Below are 19713 nucleotides of genomic sequence, written 5' to 3'. Positions count from 1 at the left end.
TTGTGTCAGATGCGGACGTCCGAACCGCCTCCCGCGAACGACGTGGTTTGGTCGGAAGCTGCCGGTTCACCGCAAAGCGCGCGACATCACCTGATAATATCCAGGCTAGGCCCCCCTGTGATTGGGGCACCGCTGGGCGCTTCATTTCAATTCCCCGTCTACTGGCTGTGGGCAGTTGCGGTATGTGGGAGACACGCGCTCAGATAAGTCGGCGCAACGCACATTCCACTTGATCCTTTGCCCGTGTCGAGCAAAGTGCCGCTGCTCCTCGTGAAAGCCGGGGAGTGGGGCATGGAAACCCCAAAGGTAGCCAACTCGGTCGAACTCATCGGCCGGGTGGCATGCGCGCATGTCCAGCCGGCAACGGTAAAGGCGCATGCGCCTGTGTGTGTGCCAGGTTTCGAACATCCGGCTTCTGGCCGTCGCCCCGAGAGGACATAGGTGCGACGAGGGAGCTGAACAGATCCAGGCCGTCGCCCTGAACAGGGAGCGACGGACAGTGGACGCATTTGAAGAACTGGTAGCGGAGGTGCTGCGCGCCGACGGCTACTGGGTGCATCAGGGTTACAAGATCGACCTCAGCACCGCCGACAAACCGGCGCTGGGCAATCCGTCCATGCCACGGCCGGAGATCGACCTGGTCGCCTACAAGCCTGGCACCGGCGAACTGCTATCGCTGGAGTGCAAAAGCTATTTCGACAGCGGCGGCGTGCATGCCCGCGACCTGCTGCCGGGCGGGCGCAATGCCCAGCGCTACAAGATGTTCGTCAACACTGACCTGCGAACCATGGTGCTACAGCGTCTGGTTGAGCAACTGACCGCAAACGGAGCCGTCGCGGGCATGCCCATCCCGAAGCTGGGCATGATCTACGGCTACGCCACGCCATCGAACACCAAGATCCTGCACGACCATTTCGAAGAGAATGGCTGGGGCCTCTACGGCCCCGACTGGCTCCGCGATCACCTTAAGAAGATGGCGCTGCGGTCGTATAATAACCAGATCGCCAGCGTCGTCGCAAAAATCCTCCTTCGAACAGCCCCGCAATTGGAGGTGGCGGCATGATGCGCACCATAGCGACCGTCGCCGCGCTCATGCTGACCCCGGCGGCCTTGGCCCAAGCTCCCGCACCCTCGACCGGCAAATGGGAGATCGTCAACCAATCATCACCGCTGACCGGGGCACGCACCATCAGCGATGCCCTGAATTCGCTCAATGTCCTTGCAAACACGCTCGGCAATGACGCGCGAGCCAGCCTCGTCGTTCGCTGCAGCGGTGAGAGCGGGCTCGCCCTCTTCGTGAACTGGACGCAGGTGGTGCGCTACGACAGCACCAACATGATGGGCATGCCAAAAACCATGGCTATCTGGCGTATCGACGATGGGAAGGTGGAGGCAAATCTGTGGGACATCGATTCCACGGGCACGGCGGCGGGCGAGTTCCAGCACAAGAACGCGGCCAAGTTCTTGGCCAAGATCGTCCATGCCCGCAAGCTGGTCGTGCGGCTCACGGGCAGGCAAACGCAGGACGCGGAATTCGACCTCACCGGTATCGATCGGGTTGGCACCGATGCGGCCGCCGCATGCGGGGTCAAGCTGAACCGGTAGGGGAGGGGGAAGGGGGAAGGGGGAAGGGGGAAGGGGGAAGGGGCCGGGAGGAAGCAACCAACGTTGCCTCCTCCCGACAAGCTTATTAGTCGTCGCGCCTTTGAACCAAGGCCGCTTCGGTTCTCGCATGCAGGGCCGTCTTGCCGATGCTCTTTGCAAGCATCTTATAGGCAGCCGATTTCCAGCGCGCCTTCAGCGTCGGACCGCAATGATGGCAGCGCATCACCAGCAACGCCTCTTCGGCCTCCAGCCTGTCGCGCTCCGCCAGCAGCCGCCTCTTCTCGGCAACCTTGTCCGGGTCGAGATCCCGCTGCTTGCAGAAGACGTCCACGATCTTGTCGATCACGGCATTCGCCGCCGCCTTCGCCTTCGCGCCGTCATCCGGCGGTTCAGGCGGAAGAGCGCCATATTTGTCGAGGATCGCAAGGAACTGGGCCATGTCGCGGGTCCTGCGCGACTGCATCGTCTGGGCGAAGACGGCGCGGATCATCAGTTCGAGCTTGGTAACCCTGCGCCCATCCCATTCGACCGTCTCGTCGCGCACCCGCGCGACGATCTCGCCAGCGGTTTCCGCCCGCTTGCGCCGCCCCTTGTTCCCGGAAACCCCTGGAGGGAACTGGCTGTGCTTTGGCGGTTTGCCATATCCCACTTCATAATCATCACTCATGGTTGGCCTCCGCCGCGAAATCGTTGAAGCTGCGCCCGGAGACGCTGTCGATGGCATCCATGCCCGTCCAGGCCTGCCAGCGCCGGACGGCGAGGTCGACATAGCGGGGGTCAAGATCCATGCCGCGGAACACACGCCCGGTGCGCTCGGCGGCGATCAGCGTCGTGCCCGACCCCAGGAAGCAGTCGAACACGATGTCTCCCCGGGCGCTGCTGTCGATGATGGCCTCCGCGATCATCTCCACGGGCTTTGGCGTGGGGTGATTTTTCAGCATGTCGCCCTCACGGCCTTTGCGGCTTGACGCCGCGCTGGGCCAGGACCAGAGGTTGGAGCGATCCCGCCCATGCCGGCCCAGTTCGACATGATTGCGATGTGGCGCACCGTGCATGGCGAACACCAGGATCAGTTCGTGCTGCGACCTGTAAAGGCTCCCCATGCCGGCCCGTGTCTTCGCCCATACGCACAGGTTGATCAGCTTGCCGAAAACGGACTCGGCCGCCTCCTGCAAGAGCCTGAGGCTGCGCCAGTCGATGAAGAGATAGACCAGCGCGCCGGGTTCCAGCACATCCGCCATGGCCAGGCAGAAGCTGCGGAAGAATACCAGCAGTTCGGCGTCATCCATCTCGCCCGCGCCCTGGATGAAATCAGCGTGCTTGCCCTTCTTCGAGACGAAGCCGTCGACTTTGCAGCTGAATGGCGGGTCGCATATGGCGACGGTGACCTTCTTGCCAGCCAGCAGCGCGTCCATGGCTTCCCGGCTGGTCGCGTCGCCGCACATGATCAGCGAGCGTCCACATTTCCAGATCGCACCTGGCCAAGTCACGGTGACCTGCTCCAGCGTGGGAACGCGATCGGCCTCCGGGCCGACGGAGCTCGCACCGATGATGCGGTCGAGTTCCCCTGGCGCGAACCCGATCAGATCGTGGGAGAAGTCCTCGAACGCTGCCTCGAACTCACGCAACGCGGCTTCCAGCACGACGCCGTCGAAGGAACCCAAGGTGGATAACTTCGAGATGGCAGTGCCAAGCAGCAAGCCCTCCACGTCCGTCAGGCCAGATTGCCGGATGATCCGGATGGTTTTGCGACCCGAGGCCCGTGCCGCGGCGACGAAGATGCCGCCGGACAGGATTTGATCCTCATCGTCCACAAGCACGGGCCACGCCCCGCCCGGGAAGCGATCGACGATACGCTTGGCGCGCGCAATGTCCTTCGCGCTGTATTTGAAGGCTTGAGCGGGGGTGATTTTTTAGGCCCCCGACCCGTACTTCGACCAGTGCCGAGCTGTTACTGCCCAGCCCTGGAACCTCCATTTTCCTGTCTTTTATACTCATTTTCAACCTCCTGATTCGGTGGAGGTCGATTCATTGGAACGCGAAAAATGTCGGGATAAAGAGAAAAGTTACCGGAGCTTGATTTTCTTCGGCCGCCCTCTTTCCAGCGGCCTATCTACCCTGAACGCTAGAGGCTCGGGCAGGGGGCGGCCATTGAAAAGGCGAGGGCCCGAACCGGCTTGCCAAAGGGTCAGAGATTCAGGGATGTCATAGATTGCCGCTTTGCGACTTGTCGGCTTTTGAGGCAGTCGATCGTTATCAGCCGATGACCATTCATATTGCTTGGATATTGGGGTCCAGGTCGACGAACTTGATCTCGGCTTCTGCCGCGGCCGTAAACTTCGCGCCCATATTGGTGTGGCCCACCACGATAGCGTATCGCTCGAATTTCATGGGTGCCTGTGGACGCCCTTTGCCACGGCTTGTTCCGAATGGGTCTGAATCGTTCATGCTGCGGATCCTTCGAGTCACAAGCTAAGGTAGGACAACTGCTTATAAAATTGGAAGGCCCCCCTCCTGCGGTTGGATCAAGCTTCGAACCGGCTCGCTACCAAGGGCGCATCGGTCCCTATGGATGGGGGATAATTCCCTAAGGTCCGCATAGGGAATTCCGGAGAAAACGAAGCCCAATTTGAGTGCCTTAGACCGCAAATGCAGTCGTAAGCGGGGGCGATTTTTCAGCGGATTACCCTAAATTTGGCCCATTTAGGGTATTTTGGGCCCGAGACCGGTTCGGTCCGGACTGCGTCGCGCACCATCCCTCCACAAGGGAACTTACCGAAATCAAAGGGAAAATGCCTCCCAGCTCCGGCCGAGGGGATTGCCTTGTTTGTGTGCCTTTGGGGTTAAAACCGGGACGACCCAGTGGGGTGGGTGTGGGTCGATGGTGGGGAAGTCCTCTCGACCGAGGCAGACCAGGATGCATAAGGGACGTGTTCAAACATGGGTCACTTCTCAGCGGCAATCAACAGCCATGCGATAGAGCAGGATCGACCCGACGTCCTGAAGCAGCGTCAGAACTGGTTTGAGGGCCAACTCGATCTCGAACCGGAGCGCTTGGTCTTCATCGACGAAACCTGGACCGCGACCAATATGACCCGCAGCCACGGTCGTTGCCCGAAAGGCGAGCGACTGCGGATGGGCTTCCCGCACGGCCATCGCAAGACCACCACCTTGGTCGCCGGCCTGCGCATGACCGGCATGGTCGCGCCCATGGTGCTCGATGGGCCGATCAACGGCGATTGGTTCGAAGCCTATGTCGCCCAGGTCCTCGTCCCGGAACTGCGGCCCGGCGACGTCGTCATCATGGACAACCTGTCGAGCCACAAGCGCGCATCGGTGCAGTTGCTCATCGAGGCCGCAGGCGCAACCCTGCGCTTTCTCCCGCCCTACAGCCCCGACTTCAACCCGATCGAGAAAGCGTTCTCCCGCCTGAAGGCCATGCTCCGTAAAGCGGGCGAGCGTACCGTCAGTGGCCTGTGGTGCTTGATCGGCAAACTCATCGATATCTTCCACCCCCACAAATGCGCCAACTACTTCAGATCATCCGGATACGAACCAGAATGATCGAAAACCGCTCTAATATAATCAAAATCTGGCATCGGCAGGACACTGCCGACGAACCCTTCCGGGCATGTGCGCTTGTTGTGCTAGATGACTGAAAGCCTCCGAATTTGTCCATGCGGCATGTCCACAGGCGACCATTTCACGCCGCAGAAGGCAACCTAAACTTGGCCGGATTGCGGACGTTCCTGCTGTATGCGAACATCGCGCAATGAGACTGCTGGGTATCCTTTTACTGGTTTGCGCGATCTCGGCCTGCTCAGAGCAACCAAAGCGCGAGACTTGGGCCGTTGTTGTTAGCATTGCGGAGCACGCAAACCCAAAATGGAACCCGAATGAGCTGGTAGTTACGGCGAGAAATCAAGACGGAGCCATAGGATCAAAACCCGTTTTGAGGGCACGCCTTAACTGCCGCATTGGCGATGTCGTTCACGGTTATGCACGTGGCACGTCGCTGACGCTCGATGACAGGTCTTGCGTAAGTTGATGTCCGTTCTCTGATAAGCCGACCGTCCGCTTCCCACCCAATCCCGCCATTCAACCTCAAAACGGCAACAACGCCTCATACACATCCCGCGCGGGCTTTCCTGCCACTGCGACGCCCTGCCGCAGCAAAAACCCATGCCGGACGATCTCCGCCTGCTGTTCGATGCCGTAGCGGGTGAAGGGCTTGCCCGGTACGACATCATAATCATAGCGGCAGAAGGGGTGGCGCATCAGGGGGAGCCACCACTTGCCTGATCGCTGCGCTTGCCAGACATGGGTCATTTCATGAATGAAATGCCCTTGCAGATGGAGCGGCTGGCCACAGAAATCGTCGCAGAACAGGCCGCTCGCCGGATGAAACCACAGGTCGCCGTCCGGCGCCATGGTGACGTTTTTCGGGTGGAGCGGCCAATATTTGCGGTTGTGGACGCGCACGCGATCATAGGCGATCGCCTCGCCGAACATGCTCCGGGCCAGCGCCACCTCGTCGGGGGTCAGGGCGCGCCCGGCGGGAGCGCCTGCGCTCAATGAGCCTGATTCTCGACGGCAGAGTTATCGGCCGGAGCGGGGGATGCGCTGCTCGACCCGTCGGGCTTCTGAATCACCGCATCCACCGGCAGGCGGTCGCCATTGGCGAGCAGGAAGGTGAGCGTCATCTTGCCCCGGCCGATCGCGATGTCGTTGACGCCCCAGAGCATCAGATGCTTGCCGCCCGGCGCGAACGTGACCGTCTGTTTCGCCGGGATGTCGACGCTGGACAGCGGCGCCATCTTCATCATGCCGCCCGCGCTCATGCTCTCGTGCATCTCCACCTTGAGCGCATAATCGGTCAGCACGCCGCGCAATTGCGTGGCAGTATCGCCACCATGCGCGACGAAATAACCGGCCGATGGTGAGTCCTTGTTAGGGCTGAGCCGCACATAGACCTGGTCGACATAGGTCGGCGCGGGATCGCCGCATGCGCCCAGCGCGAGGCACAGAGTCAGCGGCAGGGAAAGGGCGATGGTGGATATGGTCGCGCGCATCGCGGAGGCTCCTTGCACTGTCTCGATTCCGGTCGGTTCCATGCCTAATCGCCCTCGCGTCTTGTGCCAAGGAAAAGCGCCCCTATATCGCGCTTGCAAACCGGCCTTGCCTTGGCGCTTTCGTGAGGTATGGGCCATCAACCGCTGAACATATTTGGGGTTCAAAAGAGGATATAATGGCAAAAGTTATCGGTATCGATCTGGGCACGACCAACAGCTGCGTCGCCGTCATGGATGGCGGCAAGCCCAAGGTCATCGAAAATGCGGAAGGCGCGCGCACGACGCCGTCCATCGTCGCCTTCGCCAAGGATGGCGAGCGGCTGATCGGCCAGCCGGCCAAGCGTCAGGCGGTCACCAATCCCGACAGCACGATCTTCGCGGTCAAGCGCCTGATCGGCCGCCGCTTCGACGATCCCATGACCAAGAAGGACATGGAGCTGGTTCCCTACGACATTTCCAAGGGTCCGAACGGCGACGCCTGGGTCAAGGCCGGTGGCGAGGACTACAGCCCGTCGCAGATCAGCGCGTTCATCCTTCAGAAGATGAAGGAAACCGCCGAAAGCTATCTCGGCGAAACGGTCACGCAGGCGGTCATCACGGTCCCCGCCTATTTCAACGACGCCCAGCGTCAGGCGACCAAGGACGCCGGCCAGATCGCCGGTCTCGAAGTGCTGCGCATCATCAACGAGCCGACCGCGGCGGCACTGGCCTATGGTCTCGACAAGCAGGACGGCAAGACGATCGCGGTCTATGACCTTGGTGGCGGCACGTTCGACATCTCGATCCTCGAAATCGGCGATGGCGTGTTCGAAGTGAAGTCGACCAATGGCGACACCTTCCTGGGCGGCGAAGATTTCGACGCCAAGCTGGTGCAGTTCCTGGCCGACGACTTCAAGAAGGTCGAGGGCATCGACCTGACCAAGGACAAGCTGGCGCTCCAGCGGCTCAAGGAAGCGGCCGAAAAGGCTAAGATCGAGCTGTCGTCGGCGCAGACGACCGAAGTCAACCTGCCCTTCATCACCGCCGACGCCAATGGTCCCAAGCATCTGGTGAAGTCGATCACCCGCGCCGATCTGGAGCGGCTGGTCGCCGACCTCATCAAGCGTACGATGGAACCGTGCAAGAAGGCGATGGCCGATGCGGGCGTTTCGGCGAGCGAGATCAGCGAAGTGGTGCTGGTGGGCGGCATGACGCGCATGCCCAAGGTGCGCGAGGCCGTGAAGGAATTTTTCGGCAAGGAACCGCATACCGGCGTCAATCCTGACGAAGTCGTCGCCATGGGCGCGGCGATTCAGGCGGGCGTGTTGCAGGGCGACGTCAAGGACGTGCTGCTGCTCGACGTGACGCCGCTGTCGCTGGGCATCGAGACGCTGGGTGGCGTGTTCACCCGCATGATCGACCGCAACACCACGATCCCGGCGAAGAAGTCGCAGGTCTATTCCACTGCCGACGACAATCAGCAGGCGGTGACGATCCGCGTGTTCCAGGGCGAACGCGAAATGGCGGCGGACAACAAGATCCTTGGCCAGTTCGATCTCGTCGGCATTCCCCCTGCGCCGCGCGGCGTGCCGCAGATCGAGGTGACGTTCGACATTGACGCCAACGGCCTCGTCAATGTGTCGGCCAAGGACAAGGGCACCGGCAAGGAGCAGCAGATCCGCATTCAGGCGTCGGGTGGTCTGTCCGATGCCGACATCGACCAGATGGTCAAGGATGCCGAGCGTTTCGCCGAAGAGGACAAGAAGCGTCGCGAAGGGGCGGAAGCCAAGAACAACGCTGAAAGCCTCGTCCACACGACCGAACAGCAGCTTGTCGAACATGGCGACAAGGTAGATGCGTCGCTCAAGGAAGAGATTGAGGCAGCGGTCGCGGCGACCAAGTCTGCGATCGAGAGCGGCGATGCGGAAGCGATGAAGACCAAGGCGCAGGAACTCGCCACGATCGCGATGAAGCTGGGTCAGGCGATCTACGAAAAGGAGCAGGCCAATGCGGCGGCTCCGGGTGGTGACGCGCCCAAGGCCGATGACGATGTCGTCGATGCCGAATTTTCGGAAGTAGACGACAACAAGGCGTAAGCTGATGGGCCTTTGCCGTCATTCCCGCGCAGGCGGGTCGGAGGGAGTCACTTGCCTCCCTTCGACCCGCCTGCGCGGGGGTGACGGTGAAATGCCGTCGGGGGCGATATGACGACCGAAATCGATTTTTACGAACTGCTCGAAGTCGAGCGCAATGCCGATGGCGGGGCGATCAAGAGCGCCTATCGCAAGATGGCGATGAAATATCATCCGGACAAAACCGGCGGATGCACCGACAGCGAAGCTAAATTCAAGGCGGTGTCGGAGGCCTATGAATGCCTCAAGGACCCGCAGAAACGCGCGGCTTATGATCGCTTCGGTCATGCGGCCTTCCGCCAGCAGCAGCAGGGCGGCGGCTTTCAGGGCGGCGGCGCGGGCGGCTTTTCCGATCTGGGCGACATTTTCGAGACGATCTTTGGCCAGGCCGGTTTCGGCGGCGGTGGCGGACGCCAGTCGCAGCGGCGCGGCGCGGACCTGCGCTATGATCTGGAGATCAGCCTCGACGACGCCTATCATGGCAAGCAGACTGAAATCCAGATCGAGGTCTCGGCCGCCTGCGAAAGCTGCGAGGGGTCGGGTGCGCAGCCGGGCACCGGGGTCAAGACCTGCGGAACGTGCAAGGGCCATGGCCAGGTGCGGGCGCAGCAGGGCTTTTTCGTGGTCGAACGGACCTGCCCGTCCTGCAATGGCGCGGGGCAGGTGATCGAAAGTCCCTGTCGTTCATGCCGGGGCGAGGGCCGTGTCGACAAGCCCAAGACGCTGTCCGTCAACATCCCGGCCGGCGTGGACGACGGCACGCGCATCCGCCTGTCGGGTGAGGGCGAGGCCGGGGCGCGGGGCGCGCCGGCGGGCGACCTCTATATCTTCCTGCACGTCAAGCGGCACACGCTGTTCGAGCGGGACGGCACGACGCTGTTCTGCCGCTGCCCGGTAAGCTTCACCACCGCCGCGCTCGGTGGCACGATTGAGGTGCCGGGCCTCGACGGAGTACGGCACGCGATCAAGATTCCGGTGGGCATCCAGTCGGGCAAGCAGATTCGCCAGCGCGGTGCGGGCATGCCGGTTCTGAACGGGCGCGGGCAGGGCGATCTCGTCGTCCAGATCGACGTCGAGACGCCGACGAAACTGACCGCGAAACAGAAGGAACTGCTCGAAGCCTTCCGCGAGACCGAAACCGGCGAGGAATGTCCGCAATCCACGGGATTTTTCAGCAAGATCAAGGATCTTTGGGGGGAATAAACGCCGGGTCGTTTGTTTCTCTTCTGTGAAACCGGAACAATATTCATAACTCCGCCGTTCTGATCGCCACAGTCCAAACGAGGAGGGTTTGATGGTTGATGTGCGTAATGACGGCTATGATGACAGGCGCGTGATCGTGGAAAAGCGCGGCGGTGGCCGGACTTTGGCGATCGTGGTCATCGCCATTCTCGCGATCGTCGGCCTGTTGTTCGCGACCGGCTTCTGGAAGGCCGATGTCAAGGGTGGTGATCTGCCGGAGGTTTCGGTCAAGGGCGGCGATCTGCCCAAGGTCGACGTCGATTCCAAGGCAGTCGTGGTCGGCACCAAAAAGACCACAGTCGATGTTCCGACCGTGGGCGTGAAGGATAATGGCGAAGAATAATCGCCATCTTCCGATCGAATAGAAAAGGCTCCCGGCTTGGGTCGGGAGCCTTTTTCATGTGCCCATGATTATGAATCGGACGACCGCAGATTAGATCGACAGAAAAGCGTCCGGGTCTAGCGCCATCAGGCTTTCAGCGCCCCCTTCGATCTTGCGGCGAAGCGCGCCCGCGTCCGGCATGATCCGTTCGGCGAAGAAGCGGCCGGTGACGAGCTTGGCTTCCAGAAACCCGGCCTCGCCTTCGCCCGCATCGAGCAGGTCGGCCGCCGCCTTCATCATGCGCAGCCACATGAGGCCGGTCGCAACGATGCCCAATATATGCATATAGGCATAGGCGCCCGCCCCGGCATTATCCGGGTTCTGCATCGCATTGCGCATCAGCCACATGGTCGCGGCCTGTAGCTGTCCGCTCGCCTTTTCGAGCGCGGCGGCGAAGTCGGCAAGCCGCGGTTCTTCCTTGGCTTGCGCCACTTCGGTGGCGACGATGCCCAGAAAGGCCTGCATGGCGCGACCGCCATTCATCGGCAGCTTGCGGCCCACCAGGTCCATCGCCTGCACCCCGTTCGCGCCTTCGTAAATCTGGGTGATGCGGGCGTCGCGGACATATTGTTCGACGCCATTCTCGCGGATGTAGCCATGGCCGCCGAAAATCTGCTGGCAGGCGACGGTGACCTCGAACCCCTTGTCGGTGCCATAGCCCTTGATGACCGGCGTCAGCAGGCCGATCAGGTCGTCCGCCAGTTGCCTTTCTTCGGGCGTTGCAGCCTTATGCGCCAGGTCCACCTGAAGCGCGCCCCACAGGATCAGCGCGCGCAGCCCCTCGGTCAGCGCCTTCGCCTCCATCAGCATGCGCCGCACATCGGGGTGGACGAACAGTGAGTCGGCTGGCTCGCCCTGATCCTTCGCCCCGGTCAGGGCGCGGCCCTGCCGCCGGTCGCGTGCGTAATGGACCGCGTTCTGGAACGCGATTTCCGCCTGGCCCAGCCCCTGGAGGCCCACGCCCAGCCGCGCCGCGTTCATCATGATGAACATCGCGGCGAGACCCTTATTCTCCTCACCCACCAGCCAGCCGGTCGCGCCGTCATAATTCATGACGCAAGTGGCGCTGCCCTTGATCCCCATCTTATGTTCGAGCGCGCCGCAGGACAGGCCGTTGCGCGCGCCCAGCGAACCATCGTCATTGACGAGGAATTTGGGCACCACGAACAGCGAAATGCCCTTGCTGCCATCGGGCGCGCCCGGCGTCTTGGCGAGGACGAGATGGATGATATTTTCGGCCAGATCATGCTCGCCCGACGAGATGAAAATCTTGGTCCCCGTGATCGCGAAGCTGCCGTCCGCATGGGGCGCGGCCTTCGTTTTGATGAGGCCAAGGTCGGTGCCCGCGTGCGGCTCCGTCAGGTTCATCGTGCCGGTCCATTTGCCCGACACCATATTGGGCACATAGGTCGCCTTCTGGGCATCGCTGCCCTTGGCGAGCAAGGCCGATACCGCGCCGGCGGTCAGGCCCTGATACATGGCGAACGCCTGATTGGCCGACACGATATATTCGTCGAAAGCGATGGCGAGGACGGAGGGCAGATCCTGCCCGCCAAATTCCTCCGGCGCGTGCAACGCGGTCCAGCCGCCCGCGACAAAGGCGTCATAGGCTTGTTTGAAGCCGTCGGGGGTCGTGACGCTGCCATCCTCGTGGCGGGTGCAGCCCTGCTGATCGCCGACCATGTTGAGCGGGAACAACAATTCGGAGGCCAGCTTGCCGCCTTCGGTCAGGATCGCGTCGACCAGATCCGGCGAGGCGCTGCCGAAGCCGGGCAGGTTGGCATGACGATCCAGTCCTACGACATGATCGAGGATGAATCGGGTGTCGCGGATGGGAGCGGCATAGCTGGGCATGATCTTCTCCGGTTATTTTTTTGAAGGCCGCGGATAATCTTATTCGTTGATGGAGGCGACGAAACTGGCCAGTTCGCTGATCGCCGCGTCGATATCGTCCTTCTGGCGCGTCAGCAGCGCGATGCGCGTGCGGCATTTTTCGATCGTGACGCGACGCTGCGCCTCATGCTTTTCATCCGCGTCATAGAGGTCGATCATCTCGCGAATGTCGGTGAGGCTGAAACCCACGCGCTTGCCGCGCAAGATCCAGGCGAGCCGGGCGCGATCGCGCCGGGAATAGACGCGCGAGAGACCCTGCCGCTCGGGCGCGATCAGCCCTTCATCCTCGTAAAAGCGCAGCGCGCGCGCGGTCACGCCAAATTCCTCCGACAGATCGGTGATGCTGTAGGTTTGCCGGTCGGTGGTGTCGGGCATGTCGATGCCCGCGATGCTGGTGCGTTGATCCATGGATTTGATGTAGGATAGCTTTACGTTAACGTCAATATGGTCGCGGGCGCAAGCGGATCGGGATTGGCGCGGGCGCGCAATATGGCTAGAGCGTCGCCATGCTTCGCCTGTCCGGTCTCAAACTGCCGCTCGACCATCCGGCCGATGCGATGCCCGCCGCCATCTGTGCGCGGCTCGGGATCGCGCCCGATGCGCTGCTGGGGCATGAGGTCGTCCGGCGCGGCAATGATGCGCGACGCAAGAGCGCCATCCTGCTCATCTACACCGTCGATGTGACGCTGGCGGACGAGGCGGATGTGCTGGCGCGGCTGGTCGGGGATCATGAAGTCCGGCCGCGTCCCGATACCGATTATCGGTTCGTCACCCACGCGCCGCAGGGCGGCCCCGCGCTGCGGCCGGTGGTGATCGGAGCGGGGCCGTGCGGGCTGTTCGCGGGATTGATCCTGGCGCAGATGGGGTTCCGGCCGATCATCCTCGATCGCGGCAAGGTGGTGCGCGAACGGACCAAGGACACATGGGGCCTGTGGCGGCGCGGCGAACTGGACCCCGACAGCAATGTCCAGTTCGGCGAGGGCGGGGCAGGAACCTTTTCCGACGGCAAGCTCTATTGCCGGGTCAAGGACCCCCGCTTTCTGGGGCGCAAGGTGCTGGAGGAGTTCGTCGCCGCCGGCGCGCCCGCCGACATATTGACCGAGGCGCATCCGCATATCGGCACGTTTCGCCTCGTCACCATGGTCGAGGCGATGCGGCGGCAGATCGAGGCGCTGGGCGGCGAATATCGCTGGCAGACACGCGTCGACGACCTGGAACTGGAGCGGCGGCCCGATGGATCGCAGGGGCTGCGGGGCCTGCATCTGGCCGATGGCGGCTTCATCGAGGCGGAGCATGTCGTGCTGGCGGTGGGGCATAGCGCGCGGCCGACCTTCGAGATGCTGCATGCGCGCGGGGTGCATATCGAGGCCAAGCCCTTTTCCATCGGCGTGCGGATCGAACATCCGCAAAGCTGGGTCGATCGCGCGCGCTATGGCAATTGCGCGGGGCATCCTGATCTGGGCGCTGCGGCCTACAGCCTTGCCCATCATTGCGCCAATGATCGCACGGTCTACAGCTTCTGCATGTGTCCGGGTGGCCGCGTGGTCGCCGCAACGTCTGAAGAGGGACGGGTCGTCACCAACGGCATGAGCCAATATTCGCGGGCGGAATTCAACGCCAATTCGGGACTCGTGGTCGGCGTCGATCCCGCGCGCGACTATCCCGGCGGGCCGCTGGCGGGAATTGAATTTCAGCGCCATTGGGAATCGCTTGCCTATGTCGCGGGCGGTTCCTCCTATTGGGCGCCGGGGCAGATGGTCGGTGATTTTCTGGCCGGGCGCGCCTCCACCGGGCTGGGGGAGGTGGCGCCATCCTATCAGCCGGGGGTCACGCCGACCGACCTGTCGCAATGTCTGCCACCCTTCGTGATCGAGGCGTTTCGCGAGGCGATCCCGGTCTTTGGCCGCCAGATTGCGCACTATGATCATCCCGATGTGGTGATGACCGGGGTGGAGACGCGCACATCCTCGCCGATCCGCATCACGCGGGGCAAGGATTATCAGAGCCTCAACGTCGCGGGTCTCTATCCCGCCGGGGAGGGCGCGGGCTATGCCGGGGGCATATTGTCGGCCGCGATCGACGGTATCAAGGTCGCCGAGGCGGTCGCGCTCGCCAGCGTTGGATAGGGCGACGGAAAAATATCAGGGGCGATCCGCCGAGCCGCAGCTTTTTGACGGGCGGATCGTTAAGCGCCTCTATGAAGAAGACAATATCCGCTTGCTGCGCCGGCCTGATGGCCTTGTCCCTACTGGCCGCATGCGAGGGGCAACCGCCAAATGGTGAGTCCAAACCGGGGACCAAAGCCACCTCTTCTCCGCAAGATGATGGCCTGACCTTTCAGGATGTGCGTGACGATATCGCGCGGCCGCAGCCCGATCGTCTGCTTCAGACGCAAGTGGTGCTCGAACGGCTGGGCTTTTCCTCCGGTACGCTCGACGGCAAGGATGGCGCGAATTTTCGCGCGGCGCTGCGCGGGTTTCAGGACGCTCATGGTCTCGACGCGAACGGCAAGCTGGACGAACCGACCGTGAGCAAACTGTCGCAATGGAAGGATGCGCCCGCCACCCGGATCGTGCGCATTCCGGCGGGCTTTGCCAAAGGGCCATTCATTCCCAATTTCCCCAAGGATGCGCAACAACAGGCGAAATTGCCCGCGCTCGGCTATCGCAACCTGCTCGAAGCGCTGGCGGAGCGGTTCCACACGACGCCCGAGACGCTGGTCGTCCTCAATCCGCGCGGCACGGCCATCGGCGGCGGGCGCGTCATTCAGGTCCCGGCCGTGGCCGATATCGCGCCGCCCGCGCCGCAGAAGGACGATCGCGGCTGGAGCCGGACGCTGCAATGGCTGGCCGTGTCGCCCGATCAGCCGGCCGCGGACAAGGTCGTGGTGGACAAGTCCGATGGGCTGCTGCGCGTGTTCGACGCGGAGGGCAAGCTGATCGCGCAGTTCCCGGCGACGATGGGCAGTGTCCACGATCCCCTGCCGCTGGGTAACTGGAAGATATTGGGGGTCAGCCGCAATCCCGATTTCCATTATAATCCCAAGCTGTTCTGGGATGTATCGGATGCGAAGCAGGATGTGATGCTCAAGCCCGGTCCCAACGGCCCGGTCGGCGTCGTGTGGATCGACCTGTCCAAGCCGCATTATGGCATTCACGGCACCAGCGAGCCACAGACCATCGGCCGCGCAGAAAGCCATGGCTGTGTGCGCCTGACCAACTGGGATGTGGCGCGACTGGCCGGGATGGTGAAGGCAGGCACGAAGGTGTTGTTCAAGGCCTGACAGCAAAAAGCCATGGCGCGGTTACCCCACGCCATGGCCCTTCACGCTACAAGAGAGCGTCGCTTAGAAGTTGACCGTGCCTTCCAGACCGAAGGTGCGCGGGGCGTTGAAGTTGCCGTAATCGCCCAGCACGTTGCCGATGTTGCCATTGACGAGGCTGCTGGTCGGTGCGCTGGGCAGGCTGTTCGACGGGTCGCGGCGGAAGATATACTGCTTGTTGAACAGGTTACGCGACCACACCGCAACCGTCAGCTTCTGACCGCCATTGCCCATCGAGATATCGGCCAGCGACAGGCGGGCGTTGACGATGAACGATGCGTCCGCCTTGTCGGGGAACTGGTCGAAAGCCTGGGTGGCCTGCGAATAGTTGGCGTCGACATGGAATTTGACCGCGGCGTCGCCACCACCGATCGGCAGCGCATAGTCGATCGAGCCGCTCGCCGCATTGCGCGGGGTGAACGGAATGAAGAACTGCTGCATCACCGGCGGCGAGGAGACGCCCGCGACCGTGAACGAGATCGGGATCAACGGCACCTTGGTATAGGTATAGGCATAGGATGCGTTCAGCGTCAGCCCTTCGACCGGGCGCAGCGTCAGATCGGCTTCGATACCGCGGATCTTCGTGATGCCTTCGGCATTGATCGTTCGCAGCACGTTGACGTTGCTGCCACCGGCCGGCTGGATGTAGCTGATGTCGACCTGGCTGTCCTTGCGGTCCATGATGTAGGCGGCAAGGTTGAAGCGGGCGCGGCGATCCCAGAAGTCCGCTTTCAGGCCGACTTCATAGGATTTGACGTCCTCGGGATTGAACGCCTGATAGTTCGCCGTGCGCGAGCTGGCCCCGCCGGCGCGATAGCCGGTCGCATATTTCGCATAGACGTGCAGGTCGTCGCTGACGTCATAGGCGAGCGTCGCCATCGGGTTGAAGCGGCGCCATTTCTTGGCGAGCGGCTGATAGCGGTTGTTGGCGACGGTCGTGGCGCTCGCCGGCAGATCATAGTTCACGTTGCGGAAATAATGCAGCACGCCGCGCTTCTTGTCTTCGGTGTAACGCGCGCCGACGGTCAGGTGGATCGCATCCGTCGCATTCCACGTGACCTGGCCGTAAGCGGCATAGCTTTTCGACCAGACTTCCGATGCGCGGTCGATCGAGCGGCAACCCGGCTGCGAGCCGAAGCCGCTCGAACCCGTGCAGGGATCGAGGATCGTATAGACCGGCAGGCCGGCGCCGTTCAGATAAACGCCGTTGGAGTTGGGCGTCGCCGCGTCGTCGCTGACATGCTCGTTGAAATAATAGAGGCCGGCGACATAGTCGATGCTGTCCACCGTGCCGACCGCCTGCAATTCCTGGCTGAACTGGCGCTGGCGCAGGCCGGCGAGGCTGTAGCGGCTGAAGGCGCAGGGGGCGGACTGGGTGCAGGACGCGGTCAGGTTGACGACCGGAACGCGGTGCGCGCCGCCCGAATTGTCCCACTGATCGACATCGACGCCGCGCCATGCGGTGATCGAGCGCAGTTCGAGGTCGGGGGAGACCTTCCATTTCAGGCTGTTGGTGAAGCCGTGGGTCTTGTCGACGCTCGGCTGCTGCGGCACGCCGATGTCGGCGGTCTTCATGCGGCTGTCGCCATTGATGACCACGCCGGGAAGCGGGGGACGAACCGTGCCGGCCAGGTTGGTGTAGGGTGCGCCGGGCAGGGCGCAGTTGGGCGCATTGCTGGCGGGTCCGGCGACGCAACCATTGGGATTATAGTTCAGCAACTGGCTGTAGAAGGGGGTGTTCTTGTCCTTCGCGATGTCGAAGGAAAAGTCGTTGGTGATGTCGGGCGTCACCTGCCAGCGGGCGGCGACGCGCAGGCCCTGGCGGTCATAATAGTTGAAGCCGGCCTGGCCCGCGAGCGGGTTCTTGGTGGTCGCGCCCTGATATTGCTTCACGCCGTCGATCTTCAGGCTGAAACCCTGAAATTCCGGCAGGTTGATATGGGCGCTGACGGTGTTCGAACCATAATTGCCGATACCGCCGCTGATGCGGCCGCCAAATTCGCCGGTCGGCGCGGCGGAGACGATCGACAGCGCGCCGCCTTCGGTATTGCGGCCGAACAGCGTGCCTTGAGGGCCTTTCAGAACTTCGATCCGCTCCACGTCGAACAGGGCGGCATTCAGGCCATGCTGGCGGCCGAGATATACGCCGTCGACATAAATGCCGACGCCCTGTTCGCGGGCGGGCTGGTTGGCGTCGAGCGGCACGATGCCGCGAATGCCGATGGTGAGCGCGGACTGGCGCGCTTCGAAGGTCGCGACGCGCAGCGACGGTACGGCGCCGTCGGCGAGGTCGTAGAGGCTCTGGACATGGCGGTCCTTGAGCGCTTCCATATTGACGACCGCGATCGCGATCGGCGTCTGTTGAAGATTGGTCTCGCGCTTGGTCGCGGTGACGACGATTTCGGTCAGGCCTTGCCCGTCAGAGGCGGCATCTGCGGCATGGGCGAGCGCGGGGATGGAAACCGATGCGAGCAGCAGCCCGCCGAGCGAAGTCCGCAGCAGCGGCATGGTTGAACGAATCATGGAGAAAGGCCCCTTGGATAGCGATTGGTCTTGCTTTGCGGGGTCGCCACTAGAAGGGTATGACAACAGTTTTGTGACAGTTGTCGTCACGGAAATGTCATATATCCGCGAAGCATTGATGCCGCCTTGACCGGCGGCGTCATGGCGTGGCTGAAAACAAAGCGAGGTTCTCTGGCCGGAGCCGAACGAACGCTGCATCGCGGTGAGGTGCTGCGTTTTCGGGAGGCATCGTCCATGGCCTGATCGTGACGGGGCGGTATCCGTTGGAGTCGCTGACGGTGCATGTCATTTCCAGTGGCAAGCCGATGGTGGAATGGGTAAAGCCATGATATCGAAGCCTAAGGCTTTCTGGCATGACATTAAGCAGCCGAAAATGCGCAGCCGCCGCACACGCAGCGGTGCAAAGCCACAATAATAAAAGTTGAAATGGAGAGATATGATGAAGAATAAGGTGGCCGCATGCATTGCCCTCAGCGTTGCCGTTGGAGCGGCGACCGGAGCAGTGGCTGCGCCTGGACCATCAGCATCCCTCTCGCGCCCGGTGGCCTTCGCCGCATGCGCGGTCTGTCACAAGACCGAAAAAGGTGCGCCCAACGGAATTGGTCCCAACCTGTTCGGCATTGGCGGTAAAAAGGCAGGGGCAGTGCCCGGGTTCAACTTCTCGCCCGCGATGAAGCAGTCGAATGTCGTCTGGGACAAGCAGAGGCTCACCGCCTTCATTACCGCACCCAGCACTTTAGTGCCGGGCACGCGCATGCCTTATGCTGGCATGAAAAATCCGGCAGCGGTCGCCAGCATCGCCGACTATATTCTTGCACTGAAATAGAGGCGTCGCGTGGCGTCACGCCCAAAGCGCCAGTTTGAATCGTAGGGGTGCCCGATGGTCCCGATGATGCTGTCCGCTGGAAGCGGTACGGTGCGCTTTGCGGCATGTCGCATCGATCATGATCGTCTTGCGCCCGGTGCCATTGGCCGAAGGACCATCCATCATCGCGATAAAGACACCTTTGTCGTCCATCGCTTCGAGCGTTCTATAGCGTCCTTGCCGAACATCCTTCTGGGCGCATTCTGCCACCTCGACCCCTTGCGGCTGTGATTCAGGCTTACTGCCACGCCTGAAGCACAGCCGCCGTCTCAGGTCAGGCGTTACAACCCCAGGCGCCATGCCGGACCGTCATACCCTCTAAAACTGGGTTCCGGTGGACGTCGAGTGACAATCGAAGAGACCAATCGAAGCGGCGAAGTAATTGGATAGTGTTCGTTTCGGAAGAGGTGATAAATGTAACCAATCTTTTGGGTCGTGCGCGGGAGGCAGATGTACCAATTGATCCAGCCTTGCGCAGCGCTCGGAAATTCCTGACCGTCGCGTCGTGCTTCACCCACCGGCTAAATCGGTGGGTAGATCACGGGCGACGACTGGATAATTGCGTGCGTGCGCTTAAAAATAACATGGCTCAATCCATGTCCGAATATTTCCGCTATTATGCAATGGCGGGCTGACGGGAGAATGTCATTGGAGGTCGCGGCATTCTTACGGAACGCTTCTTGAGGGACAAGCGGGGC

Annotated in this window: 17 protein-coding genes and 1 pseudogene; 9 read left to right on the top strand and 9 right to left on the bottom strand. The window is 62.1% G+C overall.

What is annotated here, in order from left to right; all coding sequences use genetic code 11:
• Positions 1-499 precede the first annotated feature (499 nt).
• Both ACODSN_RS15945 and ACODSN_RS15940 read left to right on the top strand, forming a co-directional pair.
• Entirely contained in the window at positions 500-1063 is a 564-nt protein-coding gene (locus ACODSN_RS15945) for a hypothetical protein (RefSeq protein ID WP_489056472.1), read from the top strand.
• Entirely contained in the window at positions 1060-1605 is a 546-nt protein-coding gene (locus tag ACODSN_RS15940; protein WP_489056471.1) for a hypothetical protein, read from the top strand. Before ACODSN_RS15945 ends, ACODSN_RS15940 begins: the two co-directional genes overlap by 4 nt.
• A gap of 85 nt (positions 1606-1690) precedes the next feature.
• Here ACODSN_RS15940 and ACODSN_RS15935 read toward each other — a convergent pair whose 3' ends face one another.
• The 3 genes from ACODSN_RS15935 to ACODSN_RS15925 all read right to left on the bottom strand — a co-directional run bounded on the left by ACODSN_RS15935 (position 1691) and on the right by ACODSN_RS15925 (position 4053).
• Positions 1691-2272 (bottom strand): DUF5681 domain-containing protein, encoded by a 582-nt coding sequence (locus tag ACODSN_RS15935; RefSeq protein ID WP_489056470.1) that lies wholly within the window; start codon positions 2270-2272, stop codon positions 1691-1693.
• Positions 2265-3419 (bottom strand): DNA-methyltransferase, encoded by a 1155-nt coding sequence (locus ACODSN_RS15930; RefSeq protein WP_489056469.1) that lies wholly within the window; start codon positions 3417-3419, stop codon positions 2265-2267. Before ACODSN_RS15930 ends, ACODSN_RS15935 begins: the two co-directional genes overlap by 8 nt.
• A gap of 457 nt (positions 3420-3876) precedes the next feature.
• Positions 3877-4053, bottom strand: a complete 177-nt coding sequence (locus ACODSN_RS15925) for a hypothetical protein (RefSeq protein ID WP_489056468.1) — start codon at positions 4051-4053, stop codon at positions 3877-3879.
• Between the two features lie 519 nt (positions 4054-4572).
• Here ACODSN_RS15925 and ACODSN_RS15920 point away from each other — a divergent pair.
• A pseudogene (locus ACODSN_RS15920) lies at positions 4573-5169 on the top strand (IS630 family transposase); the annotation flags it as partial.
• A 540-nt stretch (positions 5170-5709) separates the two neighbouring features.
• Here ACODSN_RS15920 and ACODSN_RS15915 read toward each other — a convergent pair.
• Entirely contained in the window at positions 5710-6117 is a 408-nt protein-coding gene (locus ACODSN_RS15915; protein ID WP_489056473.1) for a vgr related protein, read from the bottom strand.
• A gap of 59 nt (positions 6118-6176) precedes the next feature.
• Positions 6177-6677, bottom strand: a complete 501-nt coding sequence (locus ACODSN_RS15910; RefSeq protein ID WP_489056467.1) for a copper chaperone PCu(A)C — start codon at positions 6675-6677, stop codon at positions 6177-6179.
• Between the two features lie 176 nt (positions 6678-6853).
• Between ACODSN_RS15910 and dnaK the strand changes: the two genes are divergently transcribed.
• From dnaK to ACODSN_RS15895, 3 genes are all read left to right on the top strand, one after another.
• The gene (gene dnaK, locus ACODSN_RS15905; RefSeq protein ID WP_489056466.1) at positions 6854-8752 is read left to right on the top strand and encodes a molecular chaperone DnaK; all 1899 of its coding nucleotides are present in this window, start codon (positions 6854-6856) and stop codon (positions 8750-8752) included.
• A 108-nt stretch (positions 8753-8860) separates the two neighbouring features.
• Complete coding sequence (dnaJ, locus tag ACODSN_RS15900; protein WP_489056465.1) at positions 8861-9991, top strand: molecular chaperone DnaJ; 1131 nt, start codon at positions 8861-8863, stop codon at positions 9989-9991.
• A 91-nt stretch (positions 9992-10082) separates the two neighbouring features.
• The gene (locus ACODSN_RS15895) at positions 10083-10373 is read left to right on the top strand and encodes a hypothetical protein (protein WP_489056464.1); all 291 of its coding nucleotides are present in this window, start codon (positions 10083-10085) and stop codon (positions 10371-10373) included.
• Between the two features lie 90 nt (positions 10374-10463).
• On the opposite strand, the gene ACODSN_RS15890 is transcribed toward ACODSN_RS15895, so the two are convergent.
• Together ACODSN_RS15890 and ACODSN_RS15885 are read right to left on the bottom strand one after the other, a co-directional pair.
• On the bottom strand, positions 10464-12266 hold the full coding sequence (locus ACODSN_RS15890) for an acyl-CoA dehydrogenase C-terminal domain-containing protein (protein ID WP_489056463.1): 1803 nt from the start codon (positions 12264-12266) through the stop codon (positions 10464-10466).
• Between the two features lie 39 nt (positions 12267-12305).
• Positions 12306-12713 (bottom strand): MerR family transcriptional regulator, encoded by a 408-nt coding sequence (locus ACODSN_RS15885; RefSeq protein WP_489056462.1) that lies wholly within the window; start codon positions 12711-12713, stop codon positions 12306-12308.
• 98 nt (positions 12714-12811) lie between these two features.
• On the opposite strand from ACODSN_RS15885, the gene ACODSN_RS15880 reads away from it, so the two are divergent.
• The gene (locus ACODSN_RS15880) at positions 12812-14431 is read left to right on the top strand and encodes an NAD(P)/FAD-dependent oxidoreductase (RefSeq protein WP_489056461.1); all 1620 of its coding nucleotides are present in this window, start codon (positions 12812-12814) and stop codon (positions 14429-14431) included.
• 71 nt (positions 14432-14502) lie between these two features.
• Positions 14503-15588 (top strand): L,D-transpeptidase family protein, encoded by a 1086-nt coding sequence (locus ACODSN_RS15875; protein ID WP_489056460.1) that lies wholly within the window; start codon positions 14503-14505, stop codon positions 15586-15588.
• A 63-nt stretch (positions 15589-15651) separates the two neighbouring features.
• On the opposite strand, the gene ACODSN_RS15870 is transcribed toward ACODSN_RS15875, so the two are convergent.
• Positions 15652-18150 carry a TonB-dependent receptor gene (locus tag ACODSN_RS15870; RefSeq protein WP_489056459.1) on the bottom strand — a complete coding sequence of 833 codons (2499 nt, stop codon included), beginning with the start codon at positions 18148-18150 and terminating at the stop codon, positions 15652-15654.
• A gap of 436 nt (positions 18151-18586) precedes the next feature.
• Between ACODSN_RS15870 and ACODSN_RS15865 the strand changes: the two genes are divergently transcribed.
• Entirely contained in the window at positions 18587-18976 is a 390-nt protein-coding gene (locus ACODSN_RS15865) for a c-type cytochrome (protein ID WP_489056458.1), read from the top strand.
• 15 nt (positions 18977-18991) lie between these two features.
• On the opposite strand, the gene ACODSN_RS15860 is transcribed toward ACODSN_RS15865, so the two are convergent.
• Positions 18992-19168 (bottom strand): hypothetical protein, encoded by a 177-nt coding sequence (locus ACODSN_RS15860; RefSeq protein ID WP_489056457.1) that lies wholly within the window; start codon positions 19166-19168, stop codon positions 18992-18994.
• Positions 19169-19713: the final 545 nt, after the last annotated feature.

The sequence above is a fragment of the Sphingobium sp. FG11 genome (genome assembly GCF_057809915.1).
The sequence above is the reverse complement of the archived record's forward strand: the minus strand, read 5'-3'. Positions and strand labels throughout refer to the sequence as shown.

What these genes read in the sequence shown, in the direction of transcription:
- ACODSN_RS15940 (WP_489056471.1), top strand. Translation starts at nt 1,060, where the DNA reads ATGATGCGCACCATAGCGACCGTCGCCGCGCTCATGCTGACCCCGGCG.
- ACODSN_RS15935 (WP_489056470.1), bottom strand. Translation starts at nt 2,272, where the DNA reads ATGAGTGATGATTATGAAGTGGGATATGGCAAACCGCCAAAGCACAGC.
- ACODSN_RS15925 (WP_489056468.1), bottom strand. Translation starts at nt 4,053, where the DNA reads ATGAACGATTCAGACCCATTCGGAACAAGCCGTGGCAAAGGGCGTCCA.
- ACODSN_RS15915 (WP_489056473.1), bottom strand. Translation starts at nt 6,117, where the DNA reads ATGTTCGGCGAGGCGATCGCCTATGATCGCGTGCGCGTCCACAACCGC.
- ACODSN_RS15910 (WP_489056467.1), bottom strand. Translation starts at nt 6,677, where the DNA reads ATGCGCGCGACCATATCCACCATCGCCCTTTCCCTGCCGCTGACTCTG.
- dnaK (WP_489056466.1), top strand. Translation starts at nt 6,854, where the DNA reads ATGGCAAAAGTTATCGGTATCGATCTGGGCACGACCAACAGCTGCGTC.
- dnaJ (WP_489056465.1), top strand. Translation starts at nt 8,861, where the DNA reads ATGACGACCGAAATCGATTTTTACGAACTGCTCGAAGTCGAGCGCAAT.
- ACODSN_RS15895 (WP_489056464.1), top strand. Translation starts at nt 10,083, where the DNA reads ATGGTTGATGTGCGTAATGACGGCTATGATGACAGGCGCGTGATCGTG.
- ACODSN_RS15890 (WP_489056463.1), bottom strand. Translation starts at nt 12,266, where the DNA reads ATGCCCAGCTATGCCGCTCCCATCCGCGACACCCGATTCATCCTCGAT.
- ACODSN_RS15885 (WP_489056462.1), bottom strand. Translation starts at nt 12,713, where the DNA reads ATGGATCAACGCACCAGCATCGCGGGCATCGACATGCCCGACACCACC.
- ACODSN_RS15880 (WP_489056461.1), top strand. Translation starts at nt 12,812, where the DNA reads ATGCTTCGCCTGTCCGGTCTCAAACTGCCGCTCGACCATCCGGCCGAT.
- ACODSN_RS15875 (WP_489056460.1), top strand. Translation starts at nt 14,503, where the DNA reads ATGAAGAAGACAATATCCGCTTGCTGCGCCGGCCTGATGGCCTTGTCC.
- ACODSN_RS15870 (WP_489056459.1), bottom strand. Translation starts at nt 18,150, where the DNA reads ATGATTCGTTCAACCATGCCGCTGCTGCGGACTTCGCTCGGCGGGCTG.
- ACODSN_RS15865 (WP_489056458.1), top strand. Translation starts at nt 18,587, where the DNA reads ATGATGAAGAATAAGGTGGCCGCATGCATTGCCCTCAGCGTTGCCGTT.
- ACODSN_RS15860 (WP_489056457.1), bottom strand. Translation starts at nt 19,168, where the DNA reads ATGGACGACAAAGGTGTCTTTATCGCGATGATGGATGGTCCTTCGGCC.